The sequence below is a fragment of the Methylotenera sp. genome, assembly GCF_013141425.1.
Lineage (GTDB): Bacteria > Pseudomonadota > Gammaproteobacteria > Burkholderiales > Methylophilaceae > Methylotenera.
Genome location: NZ_JABFRA010000119.1, coordinates 1 through 17029 on the forward strand (window position 1 = coordinate 1; position 17029 = coordinate 17029).

Below are 17029 nucleotides of genomic sequence, written 5' to 3' on the forward strand. Positions count from 1 at the left end.
GTCATTGCCTCGTGGAATGACATACGTGGGAATGCGGCTGGCAAATCTACGTTTTGCACTTTTTTCAGCATTTGACGAATCATCTCTTCAACAATGTCCATGATTTGATTTTCAGTCATAAACGATGTTTCGATATCTACTTGCGTGAATTCTGGCTGACGGTCAGCACGTAAATCTTCATCGCGGAAGCATTTAGTGATTTGGAAATAACGGTCGAAACCTGACACCATCAATAATTGTTTGAACAGTTGTGGTGATTGCGGCAATGCGAAAAACTGACCAGCGTGAACGCGGCTTGGCACCAAGTAATCACGCGCACCTTCTGGGGTTGAGCGTGTCAGCATCGGTGTTTCAACTTCTATGAAGCCATTCGCATCTAAATAATCGCGTAAATTTTTAGAAACTTTATAACGTAGCATCAGATTTTTTTGCATTGCTGGGCGACGTAAGTCAATGTAGCGGTGCTCTAAACGCACAGTTTCAGTGAGGTTGTCATCGTCTAGTTGGAACGGCGGGGTGAGTGAGGCGTTGAGAATTTCAATCTCAGTGGCTATCATCTCGACTTCACCAGTGGCTAAATTAGCATTGGTGGCGCCTTCTGGACGCGCATTAACCACACACGTCACTTTAAGCACGTATTCACTACGTATGCTTTCAGCGATGGTGAACGCGGCTTTTGCGTCAGGATTAACTACAATTTGCGCCAAGCCTTCACGGTCACGCAAGTCAATAAAAATTACGCCACCGTGGTCACGGCGACGGTGCGCCCAACCGCATAAAGTAACTGTTTGGCCAATGTGTGAGCGGTTTAAATGACCGCAGTAATGTGTACGCATAATGTTAAGTCTTGTTATAAAGTCGGTTAATCGAATGGTTTATAAATACTAATGAGTTGCTACTGCGATACTTTTTGCTGTGTTTTTGTTTTAAATTTATCGGGCGGGGCTACAACGCCCATGCTAATGATGTACTTTAAGGCCTCATCGACGCTCATATCCAGCGCAATCAAATCAGCACGCGGCACCATCAAAAAGTAGCCCCCTGTTGGGTTTGGTGTGGTTGGCACGTAAATGCTAACAAAATCGCCCGGCAAATGATTCGCCACATCGCCTCCTGGTTTGCCTGTGACAAAAGCGATTGTCCAAGTACCCTCACGCGGAAATTGCACTAAAACGGCTTGGCGAAAAGCGTTGCCAGAGTCTGAAAATAGCGTATCCGAAACTTGCTTCACACTAGCATAAATTGACTTAACCACGGGCACCCGTGCAAGGAGGGCCTCCCACAGCAAAATCAATTGCCTACCAAAAATATTGGTGGCAATAACGCCTGTGAGAAAAATAATCAACAAGGTAAGTAACGCGCCTACCCCAGGAATCTCCAGCCCTAATTGTGCTTTGGGTCGCCAATTTTCGGGGAGCAGATATAAGCTGTTATCCATCATACCGATGATGCCGGAAAGCACCCAAGCGGTGATAAACAGCGGCACAAGCACTAATAAACCGGTAATAAAATATTTTTTCATGCGTTTTTAAATTAACTTAATGGCAGGCGCAACCCGTGGCACATGGCGCTGGCGTAGCAGCAACTTCAGATTTTTTTTCGGTCGCAGACTCACCGCTTGCACTGTCGGGTTTGCTCGGACTTGCCTTACTACCGCCGTTTTTAAAATCGGTAGCATACCAGCCACTGCCACTTAGCTGAAAGCTAGGTGCAGACAATTGTTTACTAAATGTTTCTGTACCACATTCTGGGCAGGTTTCAGTGCTTGCCGCACTGATTTTGCGCATAACTTCAGCCTTATGGCCGCAACTTGTACATTGATAATCGTAAATAGGCATAAAATACCTCAGCAAACAGTTAGATAACCACGAATTATACCTTATTTGGCGACTAGGCTAATCCCCAAAAATTAACGGGCATTAAAATTTAAAACGCTGGGATTAAAGGATTTACGCTATTTACCTAGCTCCAAAGGGCGAGCGGGCTATAGGTGATGGCTGGGAATCTGTCGTTATCACTGACGCCTTGACTGATAAGTCGATTAAAATCCACTTGAGAAAGCGGCTTGCTAAACAAGTGACCTTGAAAAGCCTTGCAGCCACTCTTACGCAAGAATTCAAGCTGCTCAACCGTTTCAACCCCTTCTGCAATCACTTCTAAACCTAAATTGTGCGCCATGCTGATAATGGTTTGCACGATAATCTCATCGTCTTTATCGATGGCAATATCACGCACAAAACTGCGATCAATCTTGATTTGACTAAGCGGCAAGCTTTTTAGGTAGATTAACGAAGCGTAGCCAGTGCCAAAATCGTCCATCGCAAAATGGATGCCGATGGCCCGTAATTCGCGCATTTTTTTAATCGAGTCGGCAATATTGTCGAACACCAAGCTTTCGGTCAGCTCCAACTTGAGTTTGTTCGGCGGAATTTCAAATTTGGCCAGTGTTGATCGAATCTGCTCGACAAAGTTTGCTTGACGGAACTGCCTTGCACTGACATTAATCGCCAAGTTCAAATCCTGAGTTAATGGGTTATTTTGCCATTCCAGCAACTGCAAACAGGCCGTTTCAAGCACCCATTGGCCGATGGGCAGAATCAACAAAGATTCTTCAGCAAAGGGTACGAATTGAGAAGGATAGATCATGCCTTGCTCTGGATGTTCCCAACGAATTAGCGCCTCAGCACCAATAATCTGATTCGCCTCATTTACCTGCATTTGCAATAAAAGTTTTAACTGATCACTTTCTAAGGCAAAGCGCAAATCCTCTTCAAGTGCGGCACGTGCTTCTAGCGCCGCCTGCATGGCAGGATCAAAAAAGCGCACCGCATTGCGCCCCGCTTGTTTGGCTTGATACATGGCGGTATCGGCTCGTTTTAACAATTCATCAACCGACATTTCCTGGCTGTGAAACATGCTGATACCAATACTCGGCGTGCTGTAATGATCAAAGTCCTGAATGAGATAGAGCTGACCCAAGGTTTTTCTGATTTTTTCGCCGACAACTTCTGCTTGGCCGGTCGCCTGCTCAATATCAGCACTTAAATTTTCCAAAATAACCACAAATTCATCGCCGCCCAGACGCGCAACAGTGTCTTCAGACCTCACGCAAGATTTTAAGCGCTCGGCCACTTCAATCAACAATAAATCACCAACGTCATGCCCGCGCGTATCATTGAGTATCTTAAAATTATCGAGGTCAATGAACAAAATAGCACTATAGGTTTTATAAGTAGAATCTGCCAAAAGCGTTGACTCTAAACGTTCACGCAATAACCGTCGGTTAGGTAACTTAGTCAGTGGGTCAAAAAAAGCGAGATTGTTAATCTCATGCTCCGCTTGTTTTCGTTCGGTAATGTCACGTAAAAATCCCACTAGCATGCGTGAGCCCGTCCAATCGAACGCGGTAATAGCCAACTCCACCGGAAACTCTCTACCATTGGCGCGCATGGCATTTAACTCAATGCGCTTACCAAGCATGGTGGACTGCCCCGTTTTGCCAAAATGGTTGAATCCATTGTTATGCGCCTGCCTTGCTGCAGGCGGAACAATCACTTCCGCAAGGTTTTTACCAAGTACATCTTCGCGTTTATAGCCAAAGGTGCGTTCCGCGGCGGGATTGAATTCTACGATATTGCCTTTGTCATCCATCATGACAATGCAATCCAACGCACCTTCAACCACAGAGCGCATTTTCTTTTCGCTCTCGCTTAAATCGTTCAACATGGAGGCGGCCTGCTCACTTGCTGATTTTTCCAATGAAGTGTGTAAACGTTGGAGTTCTGTGAGCGCTCGGCTATGCTTATTAATAAGACGTCGATCTAACAATGCTGCCAGTAGGCCGCCAGCAAACCAAAAAAAGGAGGCTAGCGCGATAAAAATTGCCAGCATATCCTTATCAATTGGGCTGCCGGTCACCACACTCACACTGTCATGCTTTAACACAAGCACCTGCATGGCCTCGTAATGCACACCGGCAATGGCAAGCCCGATAAACACACTACCAAGTGCAAAGCTAAGATATTCTGGCAGAGGTGATTTTTCGGCTCGATACACCAACCACAAGGCAACCCATATTGCGAGCGCTGAGGTAATAAGCACCGCTACTACCTGACCGCTGAAATTGTATTGGATTGGGGGTAACATTTTCAGTGCCGCCATGCCTGTGTAGTGCATCGCACTAATCCCTAGCAAAATCAACACACTGGCAGTAAAGAAACGTAAATGCCCATTATCAGGCCCACGTAAAACATAAAAACCGAATAATGCCGTAGCGATTGCGGGTAGCACAGAGATTAGTGTTAGAGATAAATCATAATTCAGGGGCGCAGATAAGTGAAAAGCCAGCATGCCGATGAAGTGCGTCGACCAGATTGCCAAGCCTAATGTTACGCCTCCCGCAATCATCCAGACTAGTGCTGAACGCCCCTGAGAATGCCACATGCGAGATGCATGTGTTAAAGCGGTAAAAGCACCAGTGACTGCCACCAATACCGATAAAGCAACAAGCGGTGTGTTCCAAAAAATATTCAAGAGTCAGTGCTATCTATCATCGTTTGCAGAACTATTTTAGGTTACCTATTCATTAGCGATAACATCTCTAAAACGGAATGTCGTCTTCAAAATCATCGAAGCCAGAACCGCCTGTTGATTTCGCTGGTGCTTGTTTTGCGGACTGGCCTGACGAAGAACCGCCTTGATTGCTCGACGGTGCTTGATTGTAATCGCTTGCGCTACTACTTTGGTCGATACCACCCTCATAGCTGGCGTTTGAGCCACCCTCACGTCCACCCAGCATTTGCATTTGGTCTGCGATAATCTCTGTGGTGTAACGGTCTTGACCTTCTTTGGTTTGCCATTTACGCGTTTGTAAACGGCCTTCTACATACACTGGGCGGCCTTTTTTAAGGTATTCACCTGCAATTTCAGCCAGTTTGCGATACATCACAATGTTGTGCCATTCAGTACGTTCTTGCTTAGCGCCAGATTTATCTTTCCAGCTATCTGTAGTGGCAATGCTAAAGTTACAGACCGCTTCACCATTCGGCATAAACCGAACCTCCGGGTCACGCCCTAAATTACCGACCAAAATTACTTTATTGACTGATGCCATTTTTATCCTCTCAACAATTTATGCACTTGGGCTTCGTCCCAATCTTGCGATTTATCTATTTTCAATATCACGGTGCGTTCTTGCGGCAATACGACTGCTTCTATTACACCAATTAATTTAACAAGTTTAGCGTTTAGGCTCGCAGCACTATCGGCATTCAAAACTGGTGTAGTTTCATCCAAACTGTACATTTTAGTTTTAACTGCTGGTGGCGCTTGCATTGAATATGCAAATATTAGCCATAAAAGCATCATTGCGCTACAAAAAATAAACACGCTGGCAAAGCCATAGCGATGCGACAAATACCCTCCCAATGCGCCACCTGCGAATACGCCCAAAGATTGCGCGGTGTTATAAACGCCCATCGCCGTGCCCTTAGCTTCCGCTGGCGCCATTTTGCTAATGATTGAGGGCAACGAGGCTTCGAGTACATTAAACGCGATAAAGTACAGCGTGAGTGAAAACACAATACCCCAGAAATGTTGAATTGAGCCTGCAAAAACAAGCTGCGCAAGCAACATGGTTGCTACCGCCGCCACGAACACCTGTTTCATTTTAGCTTGCTTTTCTGCGTAAATAATCGCTGGCACCATAAACACAAAAGAGGACAGCAACACTGGTAAATAAATGTACCAATGCTGATTAACCTCCAAATTACTGGATTTTGTAATGGCAAACGGCACTACGACAAACATGGCCATTTGCGCGGCATGCAGGGCAAATATCCCAAAATTCAAGCGCAATAATTGCGTATTTTTCAGCACGCCTTTTAGCTTTTCTGGCGCAGCACTGGCGTCCGAATGATAATGGCTATGCACAGGATCAGGCACAACAAACTTCACTACAGCAATCGCCGTTAGAGTTAATACGGCCGTCATCAAAAATATACCGGGAACGCCTATCCATTGGTTTAAAAGGGGCCCACCCACCAGTGAAAGTGCAAACGCCACGCCAATGGTGCCGCCGATGGTTGCCATGGCTTTAGTGCGATTCTCATCGCGCGTTAAATCTGCCAATAATGCCGTTACCACTGCGGAAACAGCGCCTGCGCCTTGAATTGCTCGGCCGACAATAATGCCCTCAACATTCATGGCCAATGCCGCCACCATGCTCCCCACTGCAAAAATCGCCAGCCCTAAATAAATCATTGGCTTGCGACCAAATTTATCGGATGCCATGCCAAACGGCAATTGAAATAGCGCTTGTGTCAGACCATAAGCACCTAATGCAATGCCAATCATCAAGCTACTCGGTTTATCAGGTAGAGTCGACGCGTAAATAGCAAATATTGGCAAAATAGAAAACATGCCGAACATCCGCAAACCGTAGATAGAAGCCAAACTCAGCGTAGCGCGCATTTCAACAGGCGTCATTTTGTCGTTCGGAATATCAAGTGACGTCAGGGTATCTACCGCAATATCAGCGAAAAGATCGTGTGTTTGATTGTCTGAATGATGCTTTGAATTGGACATGTAAACTAGAAGGCCTGAAAAATAGTTAGCTAAACGCTTAAAAGTAGGTATATTAGCAGGTTGCCTTAATTTTCGTAAAAGCATTATGGAATTCATCAAAATACGTGGTGCAAGAACGCACAATTTAAAAAATATTTCTCTGGATATTCCAAGAAATAAACTGGTGGTTATTACGGGCTTATCGGGCTCTGGTAAATCATCATTAGCGTTTGATACGCTGTATGCTGAAGGCCAGCGTCGCTATGTTGAATCGCTATCGGCTTATGCACGTCAGTTTTTGGCGCGCATGGATAAACCCGATGTTGATTTAATTGAAGGTTTATCGCCTGCAATTTCGATTGAGCAAAAATCCACCTCGCACAATCCGCGTTCAACAGTCGGCACCGTGACTGAAATTCACGATTATCTGCGTTTGCTTTACGCCCGCGCAGGTGACCCAGAGTGTCCAGAACATGGCATTAAGCTAGAAGCGCAAACCGTGAGCCAGATGGTTGACCATATTCTAGCCTTGCCTGAAGAAACCAAGCTCATGATACTGGCGCCCGTGGTAAGCAATCGCAAAGGCGAGCAACTCGATTTATTTGAAGAGTTGAAATCGCAAGGTTTTGTGCGCTTGCGTGTAGATGGCAAGATTTATGAAGTAGATGCCTTGCCACAGCTGACCAAAACCACCAAACACAATGTTGAAGTGGTGATTGACCGCATTAAAGTCAAGCAAGACATGAAACAGCGTATCGCCGAATCCTTCGAAACTGCATTGCGTTTGGCAGAAGGCAAAGCCATTGCGGTTGAGATGGATACCGACAAAGAACATCTTTTTTCAGCCAAGTTTTCATGCCCCGTGTGTGACTACTCACTTGCCGAATTAGAGCCACGCCTATTCTCGTTTAACAATCCAATGGGCGCATGCCCAAAGTGCGACGGCTTAGGGAATATCAACTTTTTTGACCCTAAACGCGTGGTAGCCTTTCCGCATTTATCCCTTGCTGCGGGTGCAATTAAAGGCTGGGATAAACGCAATCAGTTTTACTTCCAAATGTTGGCCAGTATCGCTACACACTACAACTTTAATCTTGATACCGCTTTTGAAAAATTGCCTGAGTACATACAAAAAGTTTTGCTCAACGGCAGCGGTAAAGAATTGATGCCGTTTAAATACCTGAATGAACGCGGCGTTTTCTTTGAAAAAAAGCATGCGTTTGAAGGCATTTTAAACAACCTGCAACGCCGTTATCACGAAACGGATTCGCAAACAGTACGTGAAGAGCTGGCAAAATATTTAAATACACAAAGCTGCCCAGATTGTGCTGGCACACGTTTGCGTAAAGAAGCGCGCCACGTAAAAGTGGGCAATAAAAACATTCATGAAGTCTGCGAAGTGCCATTAAAGTTAGCGCTTACTTTCTTTGATAGCCTTGAATTAACAGGCGCAAAACTTGCGATTGCGGATAAAATCGTCAAAGAGATTAGCAACCGCCTGAAGTTTTTAACCAACGTTGGCTTGGAGTATTTATCGCTTTCACGCTCCGCTGAAACGCTGTCAGGCGGTGAGGCGCAACGCATTCGCCTAGCTTCACAAATCGGCAGCGGCTTAACAGGTGTAATGTATGTACTTGATGAGCCGTCCATAGGTTTACATCAGCGTGACAACGATAGATTATTAGAAACGCTAAAACGCCTGCGTGATATTGGCAACAGCGTGATTGTGGTGGAGCACGACCATGACGCGATTTTAGCGGCCGATTACGTGGTGGATATTGGACCAGGTGCTGGCGAACATGGTGGCAAGATTGTGGCTGAAGGCACACCAGCAGAAGTATTAGCGAATCCCAATTCGCTCACAGGCGAATATTTAAGCGGCAAAAAGCAAATCCTCTATAACAAAAAACGTACGCAGGCTGACCCAGCGCGCTGGCTGAAATTGAGCAACTCCACAGGCAATAATCTAAAAAACGTCACGCTCAAATTACCTGTCGGCTTACTTAGCTGCATCACCGGCGTTTCTGGTAGTGGAAAATCGACGCTGATTAATGACACCCTATACCGCGTAGTTTCACAGCATTTATACGGCAGCAGCACAGAACCAGCACCGTATAACGAAATCGACGGCTTAGCATTTTTTGACAAAGTAGTGGATGTTGACCAAAGCCCAATTGGTCGCACACCGCGCTCAAACCCTGCAACATACACTGGGTTATTCACGCCAATTCGCGATTTATTTGCTGGCGTACCAGAAAGCCGCGTGCGCGGTTATGGGCCTGGTAGATATTCATTCAATGTAAAAGGTGGGCGCTGCGAGGCTTGCCAAGGCGACGGTGTGCTACGTGTAGAAATGCATTTTTTGCCAGACGTTTACGTGCCGTGCGATGTGTGTAAAGGCCACCGCTACAACCGCGAAACTTTGGAGATTCAGTTCAAAGGCAAAAATATTCATGAAGTGTTAGAAATGACCGTTGAACAGGCGCATAGTTTTTTTAGTGCACAGCCGGTTATTTCGCGCAAATTGAAAACACTGCTTGATGTGGGTTTGGGTTACATCACGCTCGGGCAAAGTGCGACGACTTTAAGCGGCGGCGAAGCGCAACGCGTTAAACTAGCGCTTGAACTCAGCAAACGCGATACAGGCCGTACGCTATATATTTTAGATGAGCCCACAACCGGCTTACACTTTGCCGACATTCAACTATTGCTTGATGTGATTCATCGTTTACGCGATGCAGGCAATACCATTGTGATTATCGAGCATAATCTAGACGTGATTAAAACTGCCGATTGGATAGTCGACATGGGGCCAGAAGGTGGCGATGGTGGCGGAACCATTATTGCCGAAGGCACACCAGAACAAGTGGCCTTAAGTACAGAAAGTTACACGGCTAAATATCTCAAGGCGATGCTGTAAATTTATTTGAGACTTTTGATTTAAGAAATTTGCTATGAAAATACCTAAAAAGTACGCAAATATTTTATTTGCCTTTGTCATGTCCTTGCTCATGGCAGCCATCATGTCTGGCGTACTAACGGCGTTATTTGCTGGTATTAATAATCAGTTTATTTCGCAATGGGGGCGGGCATTTATTCATGCCTGGCCAATCGCGTTTCCCGCGATATTTGTTGTTGCACCAATTGTCAGAAAAATCGTTACATTGTTAACTGAATCTTAAAAATCACCGAAAAAACAGATGGCCTGCGAGCCAGTATCTATGCGGCTCCCAGGGCATCAACTTTCAATGTTATGGCACTTCTGCAAAGCGCATTCTGGCTTGTATGGTGGCCGTTCTGCGATTTAAATAGGAAGTCGATTGATGCTTATCGTAAAAACGCGGGTTAGGAATCATGGCCGCCAATTTTGCCGCTTGCCCGCTACTGAGTTTGGCCGCGCTGGTTTTGTAATAATGTCTAGACGCCGCCTCGGCACCAAACACACCATTGCCCCATTCAATCACGTTCAAATAAATCTCTAAAATACGGCGTTTGCTCAGAATATTTTCCAGCATCACGGTGATTAGCGCTTCTTCGCCCTTGCGCCAAGGGGTACGCTTGGTGGACAAAAACAAGTTCTTAGCTAATTGCTGACTAATGGTTGAGCCGCCGGCTACGATTTTGCCTTTTTTCAGATTTTTTTCGTAAGCTTTTTGTATGCCTTCCCAATCAAAGCCTTCATGGTCAACAAACTTGGCATCTTCACTTGCAATGACAGCGCGCTTAAGATTGCTAGAGATTTTGGCGTAATCCACCCACTTATATTTCAACTCAGCGTCCGGATTTTTTTCTTGAATCACGTCCAAGCGGTCTTCCATAAAGGCGCTGGACGATGGGTTAAATTTAATCCACCAACAAATGTGCAGAAAAATCCAAAGTTGATACAAAAAAAGTAACAAAAAAAATAGCGCCAAGCCACGTGTAAGGTAACCACTAAAACTCAAAGGCGCTGCATTGGGGCGCTTGTTAAATAGCCACTTTTTCATACTATTTTAATTAGGCTTTCGGTAAATTTCTGATTTGCTGTATGACAGTTCTAGTTTCTGGTCGCACACCACGCCAGATATAAAATGCCTCCGCCGCCTGTTCTACCAGCATGCCAAGGCCATCTGCCACTTGCGCGCCATTTTGCCGCGCCTGCTGCATAAAGGGCGTTTCACGGCCGTACATCATGTCGTAGGCTAAGCAATTTTTAGCAAAGAGGCTGTTGGGAATCGGTAAAGCCGTCTCGGTTAAACCTGCCGAAGTCGCGTTAATGACAATATCAAATTGTTGAGATTGCAAGTCAGCAAACGTGCATCCTGTTAATGTGGTGGGCGAATCGCTTTTCTGCCGCTCGACTTTTTTCACCATATCCTGTGCTTTTTCTAGCGTGCGATTGGCAATCACCAGTAATTTTGGCTTCGCTTCCAATAACGGTTGCAATACACCTTCCGCCGCGCCGCCAGCACCAATCAGCAAAATGCTTTTAGCTGCGATGCTTACCTTAAGATTACCTTCAATGTCACGCACCAACCCTGCTCCATCGGTATTATCCGCGCGCACTTCATCAGCAAAGCTCAATGTATTGGCAGCACCCGCAAAAATCGCCCGTTTTGAAGGTTGTTTTGCGAATTTAAATGCTTCAAACTTAAATGGCACGGTGACATTTACGCCCTTATAGCCTTTGGCTATCAAGTCGTGAACCGTCGCTTCAAAGCCATCCAACGGCCCTAAAATGGGCTCATAGCGCATATCCTGATTCGTCTGCTTAGCAAAGGCTTCATGTATCAGGGGTGATTTACTATGCGCGATTGGATGACCAATGACAGCATATAGGTCGGTCATTATTTAGTTAGACTCATTTATATTTGACCTGATTTTAATTTGACCATGGCAAATTCGCATGCTTCCAGCCGTTAATCAAGGTGCGCTGCTTCGCGCCATTCGCCTCACCCTCAAAGCCTTCCAAGGTGTTATAGGCCTGCGTATAGCCCAGCGTAGCGGCCACGCTAGCCGCGTTATTTGAACGTGCGCCAGTGCGGCACAGAAATATCAATACTGATTTTTTATCAAAACGGCGTTTATTTAATTCTGCGGATAACTGCTCGGCAAAGTCATCATTCGCCACCATGCCGGGGTAAAATGCCCATTCCACATTCACCGCATTGGGAACGCGACCGACTAATTCCAGTTCGGCTTTAGTTCGCACATCTACTAATAGCGCTTTAGTATCGTCCTGCAAAATCTCAAAGGCTTCTTGCGGTGTCAGCGCACCTGCATAGGGTAGATTTTTTTCTGCCCCGCGCTTTTGCGCTAACGTTAAAATTGTTTGCTGATTGCTCATAAGTTCACCCTATCAATTATTTTACTGATTTAAAGAATGTTGTTTGCATAATTCTACATTCAATATTTTTTGTCTACAGCGATTTAGAAAAATATAAAAATTTTGGTCCATTTCTTCAGCAAACCAAATGCACTTATATGGTGCATAAAATTGGCGTATTGCACTAAATGTGTGCTGTGTTTTAATTCGTATTTGAGCCATTATTGAAAAAAGCCTTGGTTAAGCCTTTTCAGATTGGCACGTTTCCTGCTAATCTACTGAGTTGAAATTTTTGATTTATATCCAAACCCACACCTCAAATAGGAGATTCTGATGTCAGTGGAAAATGTAATGAAATTAGTTATCGATAACGACATTAAATTTGTTGATTTTCGTTTTACCGATACGCGCGGTAAAGAACAACACGTTACCGTGCCTGTTTCTCACTTTAATGAAGATAAATTTACTGAAGGCCACGCCTTTGACGGCTCTTCAATCGCCGGTTGGAAAGGCATTCAAGCCTCTGACATGCAACTGATGCCAGACCCCTCTACTGCTAATATCGACCCATTTATGGATGAGCCAACACTGGTATTAACCTGTGACGTGGTAGACCCAACCGATGGCAAAGGTTACGAGCGTGATCCACGTAGCTTGGCTAAACGTGCGGAGGCTTACTTAAAATCAACTGGTTTAGGCGATACCGCTTATTTCGGTCCAGAGCCTGAATTCTTCATTTTTGACAGCATTCAATGGGATGTTTCAATGAGCGGCAGCTCAGTTCGCATCAATTCAGAAGAAGGTGCTTGGGCATCTGGCGAAAAATTTGAAGGCGGCAACACTGGACACCGTCCAGGCGTTAAAGGCGGCTATTTCCCTGTACCACCTGTCGATTCATTGCACGATATCCGTTCAGCCATGTGTATTACCTTAGAAGCAATGGGCGTGCCTGTTGAAGTGCACCACCATGAAGTTGCAACGGCTGGCCAATGTGAAATTGGCACTAAATTCAGCACTTTAACGCAACGTGCTGACTGGACTCAAATTCAAAAATACGTGATTTTGAACACCGCTCACGCTTACGGCAAAACGGCGACATTTATGCCAAAACCATTCGCAGGCGATAATGGTTCTGGTATGCACGTTCACCAATCTGTTTGGAAAGATGGCAAAAACCTGTTCGCAGGTAACGGCTATGCGGGCTTGAGCGAGTTTGCGCTTTACTACATTGGCGGCATTATTAAACACGCCAAAGCATTGAATGCGATTACTAACCCAGGTACAAACTCATACAAACGCTTAGTACCACATTTTGAAGCGCCAGTTAAGTTGGCTTACTCTGCTAAAAACCGCTCAGCTTCTATCCGTATTCCTTTTGTGCATTCTGACAAAGGTCGCCGTGTTGAAGCGCGCTTCCCAGACCCAATCGCCAACCCCTACTTGGCATTCTCAGCCTTGCTCATGGCGGGTTTAGATGGCGTACAGAACAAGATTCACCCAGGTGAACCAGCCACTAAAGATTTGTACCATCTACCTGCTGAAGAAGATGCACAAATCCCAACCGTTTGCGCATCTTTAGAAGAAGCGCTCGCAGAATTAGATAAAGACCGCGAGTTCTTAACTAAAGGTGGCGTTTTCACTAACGACTGGATTGATGCCTACATTGCATTAAAAATGGAAGAAGTGAACAAAATCCGCATGACTCCGCATCCTGCAGAGTTTGGTTTGTACTACTCTTGCTAATATTTCATTAGTTGCAGCACTCAAAAGGGGCGATGATATCGCCCCTTTTTTATTGCCATTTACTCTTGTCCGCTTGACGTGAACCCTAGTTAACGTCAACCTAAGCACAAATCACACGTTTGCTAACTACATTGCCTAACTTGGATAACTCTACTAAACTATTGTTATGAAAAAAATTCTGTCGCTTGTTAGTTTGTTGATTACGGCCTTTTCTACCAACGCGTTTGCTGAAATTTATAAACGCGTGGATGCTGATGGCCGCATTACTTATTCCAATATCAAAACGCCAGGCGCTACCCGTTTGGAGTTTGACCCTGACGCTAACACCATTTCAAGCGTTAAACCTAAAAGCAAAGGGGAATCGGCAAGCGCTAACAAGCGCACTGCGACCCCTGAGGGCTTTCCTAAAGTAGATAAACAAACGCAAACCAGTCGCGATGGCAAGCGCCAAGAGATACTACAAAGCGAACTGGATGCAGAAAAAGCCGCGTTAGAAGAAGCCAAAAAGGCCTATGCCGAGGGCGAATCCAAACCTGAGGTCTACAAAACGCCGACTGGCGCTACCATGCGCAACGTTGCTAAATTTCAAGAAAAAATGAAAGCCTTGCAAGAAGACGTTGATAGCCACGAAAACAACATTAAATTGCTGCAAAAAGAACTCGATAACCTGCGTTAATTCAGTTTTAAAATTTAATTCTACTCAAATCCACATCAAAGATAGTCCAATTTAAATAGTTGGTCTATCTTTTGCTTTATACATAGTAATATCCTTGATAAGCTTATTTTAAAGGCGCTAAATTCAATATTACTATGGTCTCAATTTAATGGTTCAACCAACACCCAATCATTTTGCAGGGCTTGAACATCTAGCAACCGCCATCATACTGCTCGATGAGAATCGCCGCGTGGTTTACATCAACCCAGGGGCAGAAATTATTTTTGCCTTTAGCGCAACGCACGTAACAGGCATGCTCATTAGTGATGTTTTTCCTGACTGTGAAATTTTAATGGCCGCCATTAATAACGCAATTTTGCAACAAAGCCCGTTTCGGGAACATGAATTTACTATTACAACCAATCGGCATCATTCGTTTGCCGTTACCTGTACCGCTACGCCCATAGATGCGCCTACCGCGTGCTTAATACTCGAGTTTCAACAAATGGATGCGCAGCTTCGCATCGCACGCGAGGAGCGCATGCTGATACAACAGCAAGCCAATGCCGAGTTACTTCGCAACCTTGCACACGAGATTCGCAACCCACTCGGTGGCCTGCGAGGTGCAGCACAGCTGCTTGAGCACGAATTGCCTTCGCCGAGTTTGCGTGAATACACTCAGGTAATAATTAAAGAGGCCGACCGCCTGCAATCACTCATGGATCGTCTACTGATACCGCATCGCGTACCCAAATATCAGCCGACCAATATTCACGAAGTACTAGAGCGCGTGCGCAGCCTGCTACTTGCAGAAACGCCCAATGCTGTTTTAATTAAGCGCGACTATGACTTAAGCCTGCCCGAACTAATTGGCGACCGCGAAAAACTCATTCAAGCCGTGCTGAATATCGCGCGTAATGCGGTGCAAGCCATGCAATCACACCACACTCCCGCTAGCCAAATTACGTTTAGAACACGCGCAGAGCGCCAAGTAACCTTAGCCAGAAAACGCTACCGCGTGGCCATTAAACTAGAAATTATCGACAACGGTCCTGGCGTACCGGCAGACATTCGCGACCGTATTTTTTACCCCTTGGTATCAGGCAGCGAAGGTGGCTCGGGCTTAGGTTTAACATTAGCACAAACATTTATTACCCAGCATCACGGCATGATTGAATGCGAAAGTTTGCCTGGTAAAACCTGCTTTACAATTTTATTGCCGATTGAAACCACGGCGATTAAACCTGTTGTTAAGCAATAAGCAACACTGTCACGCTGAACTTGTTTCAGCATCTCATGCTTATGCCACCTAATGTGAGCTAAGTACATGATTCTGACCTACGTCAGAATGACAGAAACTCTTTAAACGTGTACCTTTTAGGATAGATAAAAGTGAAACCAATCTGGATTATCGACGACGACAAATCAATTCGCTGGGTATTTGAAAAAGCCCTTGCGCGCACGGATTTAGAATTTAAAACTTTTTCATCGGTGGCAGAAGCGCTTAATGCCCTTGAGCGAGACCAACCACAAGTGGTGGTTAGCGACATTCGTATGCCAAATGGTTCTGGCTTAGATTTTTTAAGCGAAATCAAGCAAAAATATCCAGATATTCCCGTTATTATTATGACTGCCTATTCCGACTTAGAAAGCGCAGTTGCAGCCTTTCAAGGTGGTGCATTTGAATACCTAGCCAAACCGTTTGACGTTGACCAAGCAATCGATGTAATTAAGCGTGCAGTTGAAGAAAGCACAAGGCAAGCACCCGAAACAACAACGCTTGAAGTAACGCCCGAGATTATTGGCCAAGCGCCCGCCATGCAGGAGGTTTTTAGAGCCATAGGCCGCTTAAGTCGCTCGCATGCGACTGTGCTTATTAATGGCGAATCTGGCAGTGGTAAAGAGCTTGTAGCGCGTGCACTGCACCGCCACAGCCCGCGGGGCGACAAACCCTTTATTGCCATCAATACCGCCGCAATTCCTAAAGACCTGCTGGAATCGGAATTGTTTGGTCATGAACGTGGCGCCTTTACAGGTGCACAAGCTTCTAGGCGTGGACGGTTTGAACAAGCGGATACTGGCACGCTATTTTTAGACGAAATCGGCGACATGCCGCCAGACCTACAAACACGGCTATTACGCGTATTAAGCGATGGGCAGTTTTACCGCGTTGGAGGACATCAACCAATTAAAGTGAATGTTCGCATTATTGCTGCCACCCATCAAGATTTAGAAGAACGCGTAAAAAACGGTTTATTCCGTGAAGATTTATTTCATCGTTTAAATGTTATTCGACTCAGGTTGCCAGCGCTACGCGAACGCCGTGAAGATATTCCATTACTCATCAAACATTTCTTACAGCACAGCGCCACAGAGCTAGGTGTAGAAACCAAACAACCCTCAGCGGCTGCACTCAAATATTTAAGTGCAGTCAATTGGAGCGGCAATGTACGCCAGCTAGAAAACGTTTGCCACTGGCTAACCGTGATGGCGCCAGGGCAAAACATTGATGTAGCCGATTTGCCGCCTGAACTAAAGGACGACAGCAGTAAATCACCCGCAGCATTGTCATGGCAAGAGGCCCTCGCCAGTGAAGTGACGGATGCACTCAACCGTGGTGAACAAAATATACTTGAAACCCGCACCCAGATATTTGAGCGCATTTTAATCGTAAAAGCTCTAGAACACACGCATGGACGCCGCATTGAGGCGGCGAATCAGCTAGGCATGGGGCGCAATACGCTAACGCGTAAGGTGCAGGA

15 protein-coding genes are annotated in these 17029 nt (G+C 45.6%); 6 read left to right on the forward strand and 9 right to left on the reverse strand.

Features of this window, described 5'->3' with window-relative positions:
- The 6 genes from aspS to HOO90_RS10465 all read right to left on the reverse strand — a co-directional run.
- A partial coding sequence (gene aspS / locus HOO90_RS10440; RefSeq protein ID WP_292842768.1) for an aspartate--tRNA ligase occupies positions 1 to 836 on the reverse strand: 836 nt, incomplete at its 3' end.
- Between the two features lie 59 nt (positions 837 to 895).
- Positions 896 to 1522 (reverse strand): DUF502 domain-containing protein, encoded by a 627-nt coding sequence (locus tag HOO90_RS10445; RefSeq protein WP_292842770.1) that lies wholly within the window; start codon positions 1520 to 1522, stop codon positions 896 to 898.
- 16 nt (positions 1523 to 1538) lie between these two features.
- Positions 1539 to 1838, reverse strand: a complete 300-nt coding sequence (locus HOO90_RS10450) for a zinc ribbon domain-containing protein (RefSeq protein ID WP_292842772.1) — start codon at positions 1836 to 1838, stop codon at positions 1539 to 1541.
- A 124-nt stretch (positions 1839 to 1962) separates the two neighbouring features.
- Entirely contained in the window at positions 1963 to 4533 is a 2571-nt protein-coding gene (locus HOO90_RS10455) for a bifunctional diguanylate cyclase/phosphodiesterase (protein WP_292842774.1), read from the reverse strand.
- 67 nt (positions 4534 to 4600) lie between these two features.
- Positions 4601 to 5113: a single-stranded DNA-binding protein gene (ssb, locus tag HOO90_RS10460; protein WP_292842776.1), complete on the reverse strand. Its 513-nt coding sequence runs from the start codon at positions 5111 to 5113 to the stop codon at positions 4601 to 4603.
- Positions 5114 to 5115: 2 nt separating this feature from the next.
- Positions 5116 to 6486 carry an MFS transporter gene (locus HOO90_RS10465; RefSeq protein WP_292842796.1) on the reverse strand — a complete coding sequence of 457 codons (1371 nt, stop codon included), beginning with the start codon at positions 6484 to 6486 and terminating at the stop codon, positions 5116 to 5118.
- 184 nt (positions 6487 to 6670) lie between these two features.
- Between HOO90_RS10465 and uvrA the strand changes: the two genes are divergently transcribed.
- Positions 6671 to 9484: an excinuclease ABC subunit UvrA gene (uvrA, locus tag HOO90_RS10470; RefSeq protein WP_292842778.1), complete on the forward strand. Its 2814-nt coding sequence runs from the start codon at positions 6671 to 6673 to the stop codon at positions 9482 to 9484.
- A 34-nt stretch (positions 9485 to 9518) separates the two neighbouring features.
- Positions 9519 to 9746, forward strand: coding sequence for a DUF2798 domain-containing protein (locus tag HOO90_RS10475; protein WP_292842780.1), 228 nt, complete (start codon positions 9519 to 9521; stop codon positions 9744 to 9746).
- Positions 9747 to 9815: 69 nt separating this feature from the next.
- On the opposite strand, the gene mtgA is transcribed toward HOO90_RS10475, so the two are convergent.
- From mtgA to HOO90_RS10490, 3 genes are read right to left on the reverse strand one after another with little or no spacing between them, the layout of a single operon-like run.
- Positions 9816 to 10550 carry a monofunctional biosynthetic peptidoglycan transglycosylase gene (gene mtgA, locus HOO90_RS10480; RefSeq protein ID WP_292842782.1) on the reverse strand — a complete coding sequence of 245 codons (735 nt, stop codon included), beginning with the start codon at positions 10548 to 10550 and terminating at the stop codon, positions 9816 to 9818.
- A gap of 10 nt (positions 10551 to 10560) precedes the next feature.
- Positions 10561 to 11391, reverse strand: a complete 831-nt coding sequence (gene aroE, locus HOO90_RS10485; RefSeq protein ID WP_292842784.1) for a shikimate dehydrogenase — start codon at positions 11389 to 11391, stop codon at positions 10561 to 10563.
- A 34-nt stretch (positions 11392 to 11425) separates the two neighbouring features.
- Complete coding sequence (locus tag HOO90_RS10490; protein WP_292842786.1) at positions 11426 to 11890, reverse strand: rhodanese-like domain-containing protein; 465 nt, start codon at positions 11888 to 11890, stop codon at positions 11426 to 11428.
- A 312-nt stretch (positions 11891 to 12202) separates the two neighbouring features.
- Here HOO90_RS10490 and glnA point away from each other — a divergent pair, with 312 nt between their 5' ends.
- The 4 genes from glnA to ntrC form a co-directional block, all read left to right on the forward strand.
- A complete protein-coding gene (gene glnA, locus HOO90_RS10495) occupies positions 12203 to 13612 on the forward strand; it encodes a type I glutamate--ammonia ligase (RefSeq protein WP_292842788.1) in 1410 nt (469 codons plus the stop codon).
- 166 nt (positions 13613 to 13778) lie between these two features.
- Positions 13779 to 14288 (forward strand): DUF4124 domain-containing protein, encoded by a 510-nt coding sequence (locus HOO90_RS10500; RefSeq protein WP_292842790.1) that lies wholly within the window; start codon positions 13779 to 13781, stop codon positions 14286 to 14288.
- 148 nt (positions 14289 to 14436) lie between these two features.
- Positions 14437 to 15528 carry a nitrogen regulation protein NR(II) gene (glnL, locus tag HOO90_RS10505; protein ID WP_292842792.1) on the forward strand — a complete coding sequence of 364 codons (1092 nt, stop codon included), beginning with the start codon at positions 14437 to 14439 and terminating at the stop codon, positions 15526 to 15528.
- A 131-nt stretch (positions 15529 to 15659) separates the two neighbouring features.
- Positions 15660 to 17029 (forward strand): nitrogen regulation protein NR(I) (gene ntrC / locus HOO90_RS10510; RefSeq protein WP_292842794.1); only part of this gene is annotated, 1370 nt, incomplete at its 3' end.